We start from the raw sequence: 13709 nt of genomic DNA, 5'->3' as shown, positions 1-13709 counted from the left end.
TGTTATTGCGAACGGATGAGCTGAAGGAAGCGGACGCCGGCATCGAAATCGGCGCGGCGTGCGGCGCGCGCCTGTTCGGCCTCGTTATCCTTGCCCCAGCGTTCCTCCTGCCAATCCTCGTCCACCATGGCGGCGGACCACACGGTTTGGGGATCAGCCCCGCCTTCGACCAGCCATAGCGCCAGGACGAGCGAACCCGTCGTTGTGACGAGCGGCGACAGCGCGGCCAGGTGAAAGGCGTCCATAGCGACGACCGCAGCGCCCAGCCGGATGACCGTGACCGGCGGCTGATCGACGTGCATCACGCCCTGTGTCACCTGAAACCGCACGTCATACTGCGCCTGTGCCCAGGCCAGCGGGGGATCCCATGCCTCTTCCTGCCGGTCGATCAGCGCGGCGGGATCGGTTGCGCGGTAACAGACAAGGTCGCTGGCGGCATAGGCGGCAAGGCCGGCGGCAAACTGTTCCGCATTGGGCGCGATCCGGTCGATGGCGGCATTGGCAAGGCCAGTCAGCGGCATGGCGCGCGGATCGATGGTGTCGCCCACGCCGTTCCATTCGTCCGCCACCGCATGGGCAAGTGCCTGGCCGGGCAGTTTCAGCGGTGCGCGGCCGGGCGTGTTCACTGGCCTGCGATCCAGCGTCACGCCCCAGCCGCCGGGGCCGCGAACGGCATCGGCCCGCGTCCAGAACCGCTTCATTCGACCGGGCTCCGCCAGCGGCGGGCCAGCGCCTTTGGCACCACGGCCATGCAGTACAGCCCGGTCAGGAGGATCGCGGCGCCCAGGATGCGGGGCAGGGTGTCCACCGACCGCCCGATCAGCAACAGGCCGAGCACCGCGCCCGCGACACAGGCCATGTTGGCCAGCACGATCAGGAAATAGCGGTTGCGTGCGGTGCGTTCCGCATCGTCGATGCCATTCATGCCAGCGCCTCCTTCAGCGCGCGAAGCTGATGCGCGTCATCGGCCACCCATGCCGCGCCCGCCGCGATCAGTTCGTCCGGCGCGTGATAGCCCCAGGACACGCCGACCGCGTGCGTACCGGCCGCCTTGGCCATTGCCATGTCGTAATGGGTGTCGCCGATCATCACCGTGGTTTCCGGCGATGCGCCGGATTCCGCCATCGCCTGTTCCACCATCGACGGATGCGGTTTGGACGGATGCCGGTCCGCCGTCTGCAGGGTTATGAAATGATGGTCGATGCCGTGATGGGCAAGGATCAGGCCCAGGCCGCGATCGGACTTGCCGGTGGCGACCCCCATCACCCAGCCTGTGTCCGCGAGCGAAACCAGCAGATCGGCTATCCCGTCATAGAGCGGTTCGGCCAGCATGGTGCCGCTGGACCGCAGGCGGAAAAAGGCGGCTTTGTACGCATCGGCCAGCGCCGTGTGAAAACCGTCATCGGCATCCGGCAACAGCGCGGCCATCGCTTGGGGCAGGCTGAGCCCCACGATCCGGCGGATTTGCGTGCGCGGCGGCGGGGCCAGCCCGGCGCCGTCGAACGCGGCCTCCATGGCCAGGCAGATGTTCGCCTGGCTGTCGACCAGCGTGCCGTCGCAATCGAACAAAGCGAGGCGGTTCATCCCCGGCTGCCCCGGCTGCGCCGTTCGCCGCGGCGCTCCTTGCGGACCTGCTTGGCATGGGCCTTTGCCTGCTGCTTCAGCACGGCGCGGCTGGGCGGGGGCGGGCCATCGTCGATCATCGTGCGCTCGCCAAGGCTGAGATCGAACGCGAGCAGCTTCATGCTTTCCGCGATATGCACCGGCAGTTCCGCCGTCACGTCGAGCGCGCCGCCATCGGGATGATCGATGCGCAGCCGCCGTGCGTGCAGGTGCATCTTGCGGCTGATCCCGCCGGAAAGAAACGCCTCCGGTCCCCCATATTTGCCGTCGCCGACGATGGGATGGCCGATTGCGGCCATGTGCACGCGGAGCTGATGCGTCCGCCCGGTCATCGGCTGCAGTTCGACCCAGGCGGCGCGGTTGCCCGCCCGTTCGATCATGCGATAACGGGTGCGGGCGGGCTGGCCGTTTTCCTCGTCCACATGCATCTTTTCGCCGCCGGTGCCCGGCTGTTTGCCGATCGGCAGGTCGATGAACCCGTCCTCGATGCTGGGCACGCCGACGACCAGCGCCCAATAGACCTTGCGCGCGGTGCGGCTGGAAAAGCTTTTGGCGAAATAGCCCGCTGCCCGCGCCGAACGGGCGATCAGCAGCGCGCCCGACGTATCCTTGTCCAGCCGGTGGACCAGTTTCGGCCGCCCTTCCTGTTCGAACTGGAGCGCGTCGAGCAGGCCGTCGACATGGTCGAACGTCTTGGTCCCGCCCTGGGTGGCAAGGCCGGGGGGCTTGTTCAGCACCAGCGCGGCGGCATCGCGGTGGATGACCAGCGACTGGGCAAATTCCACCTGTTCCGGCGAAAGCGGCGGGCGCTGAAGCACGGGCCGTGCGGGCTTTTCCGATTTGACGGGTTCGGCCGGGGGCACCCGGATCACCTGTCCGGCGGCGATGCGGTCGCCCGGCGTCGCGCGCGCGCCGTCGAGGCGTAGCTGGCCGGTCCGCGCCCAGCGCGACACGATGTTGAAGTTGGCATCGGGCAGATGCCGCTTGAACCAGCGATCGAGGCGAATGCCGTCGTCATCGGTCGCCACGGTGAACTGCCGCACCTGATGCTCGTCCGTCATGCCATCCCCCTGACCAGCCCGAGGCCAAGGCCGAGCGCGGCGACCGATCCAATCACGGAAACAACGGCATAGCCGACCGCCAGCGACCAGTCGCCGCGCTGAAGCATCGTCATGACCTCAAGCGAAAAGGCGGAAAAGGTGGTGAAGCCGCCCAGAACGCCGACGCCAAGGAACACCCGCCACGTCTCGCCCGCCTCAAGGCGCAGCACGGCAGCGGCGAGCATCCCCATCAACAGGCCGCCCGACAGGTTCACGAACAAGGTGCCCCAGGGCAGGTCAGTGCCGAACAGCGCGGTGGCAGCCCGTCCGGTCAGGTACCGCAGCCCTGCCCCGATCGCGCCGCCCGCCATGGCGAGAAACAGATGGATCATCGCTGCTGCCTAGCCGGAATGGCCGCCGCCCGCTAGCGTCCCGTCCACATCATTGCGGAGCAGGGTCATGCGCGTTCTCGTCTTTTACGGTTCCTATCGCCGCGATCGTCAGGGCATCCGGCTGGCCGAATGGCTGGTCAGGGCGATGACCGACCGGTCGCATTCGGTCGAACTGGTCGATGCACAAGCCGTCGGGCTGCCGATGCTGGACCGGATGTACAAGGAATATCCGGCCGGCACGGCGCCGGAGGCGATGGAGACGCTGGCCGGAATGCTGAAATCGGCGGACGGGTTCCTGTTCGTCACGGGCGAATATAATTGGGGGGTGCAGCCGGGTCTGAAGAACCTGACCGACCATTTCCTGGAAGAATGGTTCTGGCGGCCGGCCGCCATCGCCAGCTATTCCGCCGGGCGGCTGGGCGGAGCGCGAGCCAATTCCGCCTGGCATCCCACGCTGAGCGAAATGGGCATGGCGGTGGTGCCATCCACGCTGACCGTAGGCCAGATCGGTCAGGCGCTGGATGAGGACGCAAGGCCGCAGGGCGATGGCGGCCATGCGCTTGAGCGCGCATTTCCACGGTTCGCGGCCGATTTCGAATGGTGGATGGAAGCGGCCAAGGCCCAGCGCGAGCGTGCGGATCCGCCCTATTGATGGGCCGGGCAATGCGGCATAGCGGCGCGGCATGACCGAATCCGATTTCATCGATGCGCTGCGCGGCCTGCCCCTGCACCCGGGCGCACGCGGCCTGCGCGACGATGCGGCGCTGCTGGAACTGGGCGGCGAGACGCTGATCCTGACGCATGATGCCATGGCGGTGGGCGTGCATTTCCTGGCGGATGCCGACCCTGCCGACATCGCATGGAAGCTGGTGGCGACCAACCTGTCCGACCTGGCGGCCAAGGGTGCAGAGCCGCTGGGCGTGCTGATCGGCGCGACCCTGGGGCCGGGGGCGGAGCGGTTTGTCGAGGGGCTGGGCGAGGCGCTGCGCGCCTTTTCCGTACCGCTGATGGGCGGGGATACGATTTCGGTGCCGGGGCGATCGGCGGCGGTTCATGGACTGACCGCGATCGGGCGGGCGACGCACTGCCCCGTCCCCGACCGGGCGGGCGCGCAGGCGGGCGATCAGCTGTACGTCACCGGCACGATCGGCGCGGCGATGCTGGGCCACGCCCTGTTAAGCGGGGGGCGGCCATGCCCCGACGATCTGGCCCAGGCCTATCTGCGCCCCGTGCCGCTATTGGCCGAAGGGCGGATGCTGGCCCCGTGCGTCAGTGCGATGATGGACGTTTCCGACGGGGTGCTGATCGATGCTGCACGGATGGCCGATGCCAGCGGGGTGACCGCATTGATCGACAGTGCCGCCATTCCCTATGCCCACGCGCTGCGCGATGCCGACCCGCTGCTGCAGGGCGAGGCGCTGCGCTGGGGCGACGATTATGCGCTGCTGTTCGCCGCTGCAGAGGGGGCGGTGCCGCCCGGCCTGACGGCGCATCGCATCGGATGGCTGGCAGAGCGCGGTGCGGCGGCGGTGATGCTGGACGGCGTGCCGCAGACGGGGCGGCTGGGCTATGAGCATGGCGGATAGCCCGGCGGGCTAGTTCTTCGCCGCACGTTTCCGGAGGCGGCAGGGCACGATGTCGCGGGGTTCCGGGCGCGGCCCGGCGACGCGGAAGGTTGCGAAATAGCCGCCAGCGCGCGGCATCGGTTCGATTTCAACCAGCGAATAGCCGACCGCCGCGAACTCGCAGCGCAGCAGATCGGGCGGCGTGCCATGCTGTTCGGTCGGCCGGTTGGCATCGACCACCACGACCAGCCCGTCGGGTTTCAGCGATGGTCGCATCCGCCACAGAAAGGCATAGGGCTGCTCGATCTCGTGGTACATGTGCACCATGAAAATGCGGTCGAAGCTGTTTTCCGGCAGCTTGGGATCGGATGCCTCGCCCAGCCGGACCGAGACGTTGGACAGCCGCTCGCGCGTCACGCGCTCGGCCAGCGCGGAATGAATGGACGGGATGATGTCTTCGGCCAGCACGCGGCCGCGGGCACCGACCCGGTCGGCAAGGCGCGTGGTGTAATAGCCCTCGCCCGCGCCGATATCCGCGACGGTCATGCCGGGCGTGATTTCCGCCTTGTCCATCACCGTGTCTGCCTCACGCAGCCGGTCGCGCGTCTCCTCGGTCGACCAGCGGCTGGACACGATGGCCGCGACGGGACGGTCGGCGGCCGGAAAATCGTCGGTATCGTCGTCCGTCCGGTTGCCGGGGCTGCCCGGGGCAGTGCCGCAGCCGGCAAGCATCAGCGACAGGGCCAGCGCGCCGCACGCGGCGGACAGGAGCCGAAAGGCAGCGCGCGGCGCGGTCATGGTCAGTCGACGTCCTCCACCTGAACCGCCTCACCCGTCACACGCTGGGCGAGCGCGGCGGCCATGAACGCATCGAGATCGCCGTCGAGCACGTCGGACGGCGAGGTCGAGGTGACGCCGGTGCGCAGATCCTTCACCAGCTGATAGGGCTGAAGCACATAGGACCGGATCTGGTGGCCCCAGCCGATATCGGTCTTGGTCGCGTTCTGCGCGTTTGCCGCTGCCTCGCGCTCGGCCAGTTCGCGTTCGTACAGGCGGGCGCGCAGCTGGTTATACGCCTCTGCCTTGTTCTTGTGCTGGCTGCGCTGGTTCTGGCACTGCACCACGATCCCGGTGGGCAGGTGCGTGATGCGAACGGCGGAATCGGTGGTGTTGATGTGCTGTCCGCCCGCACCCGACGCGCGATAGGTGTCGATGCGCAGCTCGCTTTCGTTGATCTCCACCTCGATATTGTCGTCGATCACCGGATAGACCCAGATCGAGGAGAAGCTGGTGTGGCGGCGCGCCGAGCTGTCATACGGGCTGATGCGGACGAGGCGGTGGACGCCGCTTTCGGTCTTGGCATAGCCATAGGCGTTCTCGCCCTTGACCAGCAGGGTCGCCGATTTGATCCCCGCCTGTTCGCCGGCGTGGTAATCGACCAGCTCGACCTTGTAGCCATGCTTTTCCGCCCAGCGGGTATACATCCGCTGCAGCATTTCGGCCCAGTCGTTCGATTCCGTGCCGCCCGCGCCCGAATTGATTTCGATATAGGTGTCATTGGCATCCGCCTCACCCGACAGCAGCGCCTTGACCTTGTCCGTCTCTGCCCGGCCGGCCAGTTCGGCCAGGGCGGCAACGCCCTCGTCCGCCATGGCGGTGTCGCCTTCGGCTTCGGCCATTTCGATGAGTTCGGCGGTGTCGGCCAGTTCGGATTCGATCGCACGGGTCGCGCTGATCGCCTCGTCCAGCCGGCGGCGTTCGCGCATCACGTCCTGCGCCAGCTTGGGATTGTTCCACAGCGCCTGATCCTCGACCCGGGCATTCAGCTCGTCGAGGCGGCGCAGCGCGCGATCCCAGTCCAGCGAGCGGCGCAGCAGCGCGAGCGCATCGTTGATCTGGTCGATATGGGCTTGCGCTTCGGCGCGCATGGAAACTCTCCAGTCCTTGAAATCAGGGTCAGGGGCGCAGCGGCGCCCGGTGATCAACGAGCGAGCGCGCTAGTAGATTCCCCCCTCCCTTTGCAAGAAGTCGCTGTCGGACTGGGTGGCGCGCCGGGGCGCGGCATCCTGTTTTGCAGGATCGGTGATGACGGCCCGCTCCGCCTCTGCCCGGGCGCGGGCGGCGCGGCGCGGCTCCATCTCCGGCTTGAACGCCTCCCAGATCACGGCGGCCTTGGGCTCGTCGGTCGGCCAGGTGCCAAAGACGGGGCGGCCGCTCATCCGGTCGATGCGGACCATGCGGATGCCCGCCGGCGCGGCAAAGGGCAGCACCGGCACATCCTTGTACGCGGCCTGAGCAAAGGTCTTGTAGATCGGCGCGGCCAGCGTGCCGCCCTGTGCATAGCCGCCAAGGCTGCGCGGGGAATCATAGCCGATGTACAGGCCGGCAATCATCTGGGGCGTGCCACCGACGAACCACACGTCGTTGGGGCCGGTGGACGTTCCCGTCTTGCCCATGATCGGGCGCTTCAGATCGCGCAGCGTCGTGGCGGTGCCCCGTTGGATCACCCCTTCGGTAATGTGCACCATCTGATAGGCGCTGAGCGGATCGACGATCTGGCGCGAGCGGATGTTGGGCCGCGGCATCGGCTTTCCGTCCCAGTCGGGCGCGTTGCAGCGATCGCAGGGTCGCCATGCCTCTGGCCAGATCACCTGGCCGCGGCGGTCCTGCACATAATCGATCAGCGACGGCGTGAGCGCGCGGCCGTGGTTGACCAGGATGGAATAGGCATTGACCATCCGCAGCACGGTCGTTTCGCCCGCGCCCAGCGCATAGGACAGATAGGGCGGGAAGCGCCCTTCGCTGACGCCCACGTCTTGAATCAGCTTCACCACCTTGTCCATGCCGGTCTGGGTGGCGGTGCGCACCGTCATCAGGTTGCGCGATTGTTCGATGCCCCAGCGCATGGTGCGCGGCCCGGCCGAGCCGCCGCCGAAATTGCGGAAGCATTTCTGGCCGAGGCGCGGGCCCTGATTCACGCAGAGCGGGCCATCGACGATGATGCTGGCCGGGCTCATCCCCGCTTCAAGCGCGGCGGTGTACACGATCGGCTTGATCGTCGATCCCGGCTGGCGATTGGCCTGGGTTGCGCGGTTGAACGCCTGAACCCGCGAATCGAACCCGCCCTGCATGGCCAGCACGCGGCCGGTGCGGGGTTCTTCGACCACCATGCCGCCCGACACGCGCGGGATGGATTTCAACGCATAGGCCGCGCCCTGCGGTGCAACCGCGATGATGTCGCCCGGCTTCAGCGCGGCAAAGGCGGTGCCGCCCGTGCCCCGCACTGGCATCAGCGCGCCCGACCGGGGCAGCGTGGCGGTGCGCCCGTCGGTCAGTCCGATCTGCGCGCTTTCACCGTCGCGGGAAATGACGATCGCGGCGCGCCAGTCGGCATAGTCGAGTTCCACATTGGTGCGGATCAGCGCGGCGAACCAGTTGCCGTCGCGGATTTCCTCGGTGCGGATCGGGCCAGACCAGCCGCGACCGGATTCATACCGGATCAGCCCTTCGCGCAGCGCCTTTGCCGCATATTCCTGAATCTTGGGATCGAACGAGGTGCGGACCCACAGGCCGCCGGCATAGACGCTGTAGGGTCCGTCCTCCTGATACTCGCCGAACTTGTCGAGCAGCTGGCGGCGCACCTCTTCGACGAAATAGCCGCCCCCGCGCTCGAACCGGGGCGTGCGGCGCGGCGCGGCGCCCAGCGGGGCGGCAACCGCGGCGGAATGCTGCGCCGGGGTGATGAAGCCGTTGCGCAGCATTTCGCCCAGCACCCAGTTGCGTCGTTCGATCGCACGGTCGGCATGGCGATCGGGATCGTAATTGGCCGGCCCCTTGGGCAGCACCGCAAGATAGGCCATTTCCGGCAGGGTAAGCTGGGCCAGCGGCTTGTCGAAATAGGCATTGGCCGCCGCCTCGACCCCGAACGCGTTCCGGCCGAGCGCGATCTGGTTCAGATACAGCTCGAGGATCTTCTGCTTGGACAGCGTATCCTCGATCCGCCAGGCAAGCAGTGCCTCGCGCGCCTTGCGGACATAGCTGACTTCGTTGTTCAGCAACAGGTTCTTGGCAACCTGTTGCGTGATGGTGGATGTGCCGCGCGGCGTTTCCCCGCGCACCACACCCTGAAACGCCGCGCGAACCAGGCCGGGATAATCAAGCCCGCCATGTTCGAAAAAGGTGCGATCCTCCGCCGCCAGAAACGCACTGACCAGGAGCGGCGGATATTCCGAATAATCAAGCTGGATGCGCCGTTCGCGGGCATAGATGTGGACCGGCGCGCCGTCATTGGACCGGACATAGCTGGGCAGCGGCGGTTCATAGGTCTTGAGCGCCTCAACCGAGGGCAGGTCGCGGGCGACCATCCCCCACAGCACCGTCGTGCCGACCCCGGCCAGCAGCGCGATCCACGCGATCAGGCGGAACCACCAGCGCCGGCGGATCCCGGACAGCCGGGTCCGCAGCCCGGCGGCATTGCGCTGGATGCGAACCGTGACGGGCGGCGTTTCGGATTGATCCATATCGCCGGGGGTTTAGCAAAACCGGGCCGCTTTGCCAGTGCCGAGCGGGCCGCGTTCGTCGCAATCGGTCGCCCGCCCTAGCTGGCGGGTGCAGCTTCGCGTGACGCGAGGCGGCGGGCGAAATGCACCTCCACCGCGCGTGCGACCGTTTCGGCCATCCGCTTGCGCCCGTCGGCAGAGGCAAGAAACCGGGCATCCGCCTCGTTCGTCAGATACCCTGCCTCGAACAGGATCGACGGCATGTCGGGCGCTTTCAACACCACCAGCGAGGCCATGCGATGAAAGTTCGGTTTGACCGGGATCAGGCCCTCTGCCTCTCGCCCCAGCAGCCGGGCAAAGGCGGCAGACAGGTTCATCGTTTCGCGCTGGGTCAGGTCGATCAGGATCGAGCGAACGTCCGATTCGGCGCCGCCCAGGTCGATGCCGGCGATGATATCCGCCTTGTTCTCGCGCGCGGCGAGACGGGCGGCTTCCTTGTCCGACGCGATTTCGGACAGGGTATAGGCGGTGGCCCCCGACGCTTCGGCATGGGGCGCGCTGTCGCAATGGACCGAGATGAACAGGTCTGCGCCCAGCCGCCGGGCAATGCCGAAACGGTCCTGCAGCAACAGATACCGGTCATCGTCACGCGTCAGGGCGACGCGCACCTTGCCGGTGGCGAGCAGCCGGTCGCGCATGGCCCGCGCCAGGGCCAGCGTCATCGCCTTTTCCGCGGTCCCGTCAAAGGGCGAGATGGTGCCGGGATCGCGCCCGCCATGGCCGGCATCGATCACCACCAGCGGACGGCTGGGGTCATCGCCCAGAATACGGGGCAGGGGCGGGGCGGGGCGCGCGGCGGGAACGGCGGCGGCGACGCGGGTTGTCGCCCCGGCGATCAGGGTGCGGCCGCGCGCCGCCGCAGCGGCAAAGCGGCGATCGTCCACCGTTTCGAACGTCAGGGTCAGCGACTGGCCGGCGGGATCCAGCCGGCCGCCGGTAATGACGGCGGGGCGATCAAGGTCGAACACGATGCGTGCGGTATCGCCGTCCGGCCGGCCCTGTCGGATCCGGGCGACCGGCCCGGATGCGGCGACCGTGCCGCCCGGGCTGGCCCCCGCAATGTCGACGGCGATGCGGCGGGGATCGTTGACGACGAAGCTGCTGGCCGATGCGACGCGGGAATCCAGCCGGATGACAATCCGGCCCGGGTCCACGCGCACGGACTGAACCGACCCGGCCCAGGCGGCCGGGCCGCCAAACCAGGCCGCGAAAAAGGCGATGATGAACCCCACCCGTGCGATATTGGGCACAAGGGCCGGGCCGGTCCAGCCCAAACGCATGATCGTCTGCCTTCCCCCAGATCGGTCGATGCGGATGGTTTACGCGCCGTCACTCAAGACGCGGTGAATCGGTACGGTTAACGCCTCGCTAGGCATTTTGCGCGATAGCAGACGCATGTTCCCATGGTGTTGCCGCGCCGGGCGCGCGGTGCTAGGGAATTATACGGAACCACTCTGGTTCGCATTTTTACTGCGTGGGCGACGCGTTTCGCGCGACCCCGCCGACGCAGGTCTTCAGGTTGACGTTCGCCATGCTGCACTATCCTTGCCCATTGCCCGAAATCGCCCTGGCGGCGACGGGCGGTGCGGCGAATGGGGCGCCGGTCCACCGGACCGGCCGTGCGGCCGGCAGCGAAATACACAGCGTAATTTCCAATCCCGGGGCGGCCAGTGCTGCCCCGGCCTTTTCTGACATCAGCGCGCCATGCCCCCCACGCGGCGGGCGCGCCCGGAGAATCATAAATGACCATGCGTATGTTGATCGACGCACGGCACCGGGAGGAAACCCGCGTCGCCGTCGTCAAGGGAAACCGAATCGAGGAGTTTGATTTCGAATCGGCCGAGCGCAAGCAGCTCAAGGGCAATATCTATCTGGCCAAGGTGACACGGGTCGAACCGTCGCTGCAGGCCGCGTTCGTCGAATATGGCGGCAATCGCCACGGGTTCCTGGCGTTCAGCGAAATCCACCCGGATTATTATCAGATCCCCAAGGAGGATCGCGAAGCATTGCTGCGCGAGGAAGCGGAGCACGCGGCCGAAGAAGCGGCGCTGCGCGACGACGGGGACGACGACGATCACGACCATGACGATGGCGCCGACCATGACGGCGATGTCGAGGTGCTGGAACGTCCCGCCGACGAGGAAGAGGGCGCCGAGCCGTCCGAAACCGGCGGTGGCGACGACAGCCGCCCGCGCCGCAAGGGCCGCGGCAATGGCGATGATGCGGTCGAGGCGCTGCGCCAGCGCCGCATGAACCTGCGCCGCCGCTACAAGATCCAGGACGTGATCAAGCGGCGTCAGGTGATGCTGGTTCAGGTCGTCAAGGAAGAGCGCGGCAACAAAGGCGCGGCACTGACCACCTATCTGTCGCTGGCCGGCCGTTATTGCGTGCTGATGCCCAACACCGCGCATGGCGGCGGCATTTCGCGCAAGATTTCGTCCGCGGCCGACCGCAAGCGGCTGAAGCAGATCATGGCCGACCTGGCCCTGCCGCCCAGCATGGGCTGCATCGTGCGCACCGCCGGGCTTCAGCGGACCAAGGTCGAGATCAAGCGCGATTTCGACTATCTGGCACGGCTGTGGGACGGCATCCGCGAAACGACGCTGAAATCCACCGCGCCTGCCCTGGTCTATGGCGACAGCGACCTGATCAAGCGGGCGATCCGCGACATCTATAATCGCGACATCGACGAGGTGATCGTCGAGGGCGAGGACGGGTATCGCCAGGCCAAGGATTTCATGAAGCTGCTGATGCCCAGCCACGCCCGGCGCGTGCGGCATTATGCGGACAGCGTGCCGTTGTTTCAGCGGTTCGGCGTCGAGGATCAGCTGGCGGCTATGTATCATCCGGTCGTCCAGCTGAAATCCGGCGGCTATCTGGTCATCAATCCGACCGAGGCACTGGTGTCTATCGACATCAATTCCGGCCGATCGACCCGCGAACACAATATCGAACAGACGGCGACGGCCACCAATCTGGAGGCGGCTCAGGAAATCGCCCGCCAGCTGCGCCTGCGCGACATGGCGGGTCTGGTCGTCATCGATTTCATCGACATGGATCATTCGTCCAACGTCCGTAAGGTCGAAAAGGCGATGAAGGAGGCGCTGAAGAACGATCGCGCCCGCATCCAGGTCGGCCGGATCAGCCCGTTCGGCCTGATGGAAATGAGCCGCCAGCGGCTGCGCACCGGCGTGCTGGAAGCGTCCACCCGGCCGTGCCCGCATTGCGAGGGCACGGGTCTGGTCCGCACCGCATCGTCCGCCGGCCTGTCGGCCCTGCGCCTGATCGAGGATGAGGCCGGTCGCGGCCGCGGATCGAACCTGTTGCTGCGCGCCAGCCAGGAAGCGGCGCTGTACGTGCTGAACAAGAAGCGCGCCGAACTGGCGGAGATCGAGGAACGCTATGGCGTGACCATCGAGGTCGCGTCCGACGGCGAGCGCGAAGGCGCGCGGATGTCGGTCGAAGCGTCCGGCCCGCCGCCGGTATTCACGCCGCGCCTGCCGGTGCTGATCGAGGATGCCGACGACGACCTGCCGTTCGAGGACGAGGACGAGGCGTTCGAGGAAGAAGCGGCTGACGAGGAGGCCGATGCCCCCCGTCGTCCGCGTGGCGACGGTGAGGGCGAGGGAGAGGGCGGTCGCAAGCGTCGCCGTCGCCGTCGCGGCCGCCGTGGCCGTCCGTCGGACGAGGAAGGCGGCACGTTCGCCGAGGGTGAAGCCGGAGCCGAAGCCGAGGGTGACGGCGATATCGACGAAGCGGGCGAGGCAAGCGAGGCCAGCGAAGCCAGCGAAGCCGATGCGGGCAACGACGCCGCCACGGGCGACGATGGCGCGCCGCGCAAGCGCCGCCGCCGGGGTCGCCGCAGCGGTCGCCGCAACCGCGAGGGCGGCGAGCAGCTGCCGGAAACGGGTGCTGATGCCGAATCCGACGCTGAGGCCGAGGCCGAGCCTGTGGTCGCCGACGAAGCACCCGCAGCCGCCGAGACAGTGGCTGAAGCCGAGCCGGAAAAGCCCAAGCGGACTCGTCGCCGGCCCAAGGCGGAGGCTGCCGTTGCCGCTGCTGCTGCTGCCGAACCGGTGGCCGAAGCAGTTGCCGAGCCGGTTACTGCCGAAGCTGCAGCCGAACCTGCCGCGGAAGAGCCTGCGCCCAAGCCGAAGCGCAGCCGGTCGCGCAAGCCCAAGCTGAGCGAGGACGCCGAGGCAGAGGTGGCCGTTCCGGCCGCTGAAGCCGAGCCGGTTGCGGCAGCGCCCGAACCGACCGAGGTCGCCGAGGTGGTTGAGGCTGCCCCTGAAAAGCCCAAGCGGACGCGCCGGAAAAAGACCGAAGCTGCAGCAGCGCCTGCCGAACCGGCCGCGGCAGCCGAGGAAACCGAATCGGGCGAGGCATTGCCGCCCCGTCGCGGATGGTGGCAGCGCACGTTCGGCGCCTGACATCCCGGACCGGTGAGGGGCGGCATCGCGCCGCCCTTCACCGCCGGTTCAGCCCGGAAGGACAAGGAAACCGCCGCGCCCGACTTGCGGCGGGGGAGAG

The 13709-nt window shown here is 67.6% G+C and carries 12 protein-coding genes; 3 read left to right on the top strand and 9 right to left on the bottom strand.

All coding sequences use genetic code 11. The features are described from left to right. Nucleotides 1-2: 2 nt before the first annotated feature. From ACNI3Q_RS04400 to crcB, 5 genes are read right to left on the bottom strand one after another with little or no spacing between them, the layout of a single operon-like run. Nucleotides 3-701, bottom strand: coding sequence for an ATP12 family chaperone protein (locus tag ACNI3Q_RS04400; protein WP_426274302.1), 699 nt, complete (start codon nt 699-701; stop codon nt 3-5). Continuing rightward, a complete protein-coding gene (locus ACNI3Q_RS04395) occupies nt 698-925 on the bottom strand; it encodes a hypothetical protein (RefSeq protein ID WP_426274300.1) in 228 nt (75 codons plus the stop codon). The genes ACNI3Q_RS04400 and ACNI3Q_RS04395 overlap by 4 nt, the downstream gene beginning before the upstream one ends. After that, nucleotides 922-1584 carry an HAD-IA family hydrolase gene (locus tag ACNI3Q_RS04390; RefSeq protein ID WP_426274298.1) on the bottom strand — a complete coding sequence of 221 codons (663 nt, stop codon included), beginning with the start codon at nt 1582-1584 and terminating at the stop codon, nt 922-924. The genes ACNI3Q_RS04395 and ACNI3Q_RS04390 overlap by 4 nt, the downstream gene beginning before the upstream one ends. Beyond that, nucleotides 1581-2684 carry an RluA family pseudouridine synthase gene (locus ACNI3Q_RS04385; protein ID WP_426274296.1) on the bottom strand — a complete coding sequence of 368 codons (1104 nt, stop codon included), beginning with the start codon at nt 2682-2684 and terminating at the stop codon, nt 1581-1583. Before ACNI3Q_RS04385 ends, ACNI3Q_RS04390 begins: the two co-directional genes overlap by 4 nt. Next, nucleotides 2681-3055, bottom strand: a complete 375-nt coding sequence (gene crcB, locus ACNI3Q_RS04380) for a fluoride efflux transporter CrcB (RefSeq protein WP_426274294.1) — start codon at nt 3053-3055, stop codon at nt 2681-2683. Before crcB ends, ACNI3Q_RS04385 begins: the two co-directional genes overlap by 4 nt. A gap of 67 nt (nt 3056-3122) precedes the next feature. Between crcB and ACNI3Q_RS04375 the strand changes: the two genes are divergently transcribed. After that, the gene (locus ACNI3Q_RS04375; protein ID WP_426274292.1) at nt 3123-3707 is read left to right on the top strand and encodes an NADPH-dependent FMN reductase; all 585 of its coding nucleotides are present in this window, start codon (nt 3123-3125) and stop codon (nt 3705-3707) included. A 31-nt stretch (nt 3708-3738) separates the two neighbouring features. After that, a complete protein-coding gene (gene thiL / locus ACNI3Q_RS04370; protein WP_426274290.1) occupies nt 3739-4641 on the top strand; it encodes a thiamine-phosphate kinase in 903 nt (300 codons plus the stop codon). A 9-nt stretch (nt 4642-4650) separates the two neighbouring features. Here the strand turns inward: thiL and ACNI3Q_RS04365 are convergent, their stop codons facing one another. The 4 genes from ACNI3Q_RS04365 to ACNI3Q_RS04350 form a co-directional block, all read right to left on the bottom strand. Then, complete coding sequence (locus ACNI3Q_RS04365; RefSeq protein ID WP_426274288.1) at nt 4651-5418, bottom strand: class I SAM-dependent methyltransferase; 768 nt, start codon at nt 5416-5418, stop codon at nt 4651-4653. Nucleotides 5419-5420: 2 nt separating this feature from the next. After that, nucleotides 5421-6548, bottom strand: coding sequence for a peptide chain release factor 2 (prfB, locus tag ACNI3Q_RS04360; protein WP_426274286.1), 1128 nt, complete (start codon nt 6546-6548; stop codon nt 5421-5423). 69 nt (nt 6549-6617) lie between these two features. Then, nucleotides 6618-9140, bottom strand: coding sequence for a penicillin-binding protein 1A (locus ACNI3Q_RS04355; RefSeq protein WP_426274284.1), 2523 nt, complete (start codon nt 9138-9140; stop codon nt 6618-6620). 77 nt (nt 9141-9217) lie between these two features. After that, entirely contained in the window at nt 9218-10459 is a 1242-nt protein-coding gene (locus ACNI3Q_RS04350) for an N-acetylmuramoyl-L-alanine amidase (RefSeq protein WP_426274282.1), read from the bottom strand. A gap of 474 nt (nt 10460-10933) precedes the next feature. On the opposite strand from ACNI3Q_RS04350, the gene ACNI3Q_RS04345 reads away from it, so the two are divergent. After that, entirely contained in the window at nt 10934-13609 is a 2676-nt protein-coding gene (locus tag ACNI3Q_RS04345; protein ID WP_426275608.1) for an Rne/Rng family ribonuclease, read from the top strand. Nucleotides 13610-13709 lie beyond the last annotated feature (100 nt).

This window comes from Sphingomonas eleionomae (assembly GCF_049889035.1).
In the GTDB taxonomy this organism is placed as follows: domain Bacteria; phylum Pseudomonadota; class Alphaproteobacteria; order Sphingomonadales; family Sphingomonadaceae; genus Sphingomonas.
This window is presented reverse-complemented; position numbering and strand designations above follow the sequence as displayed.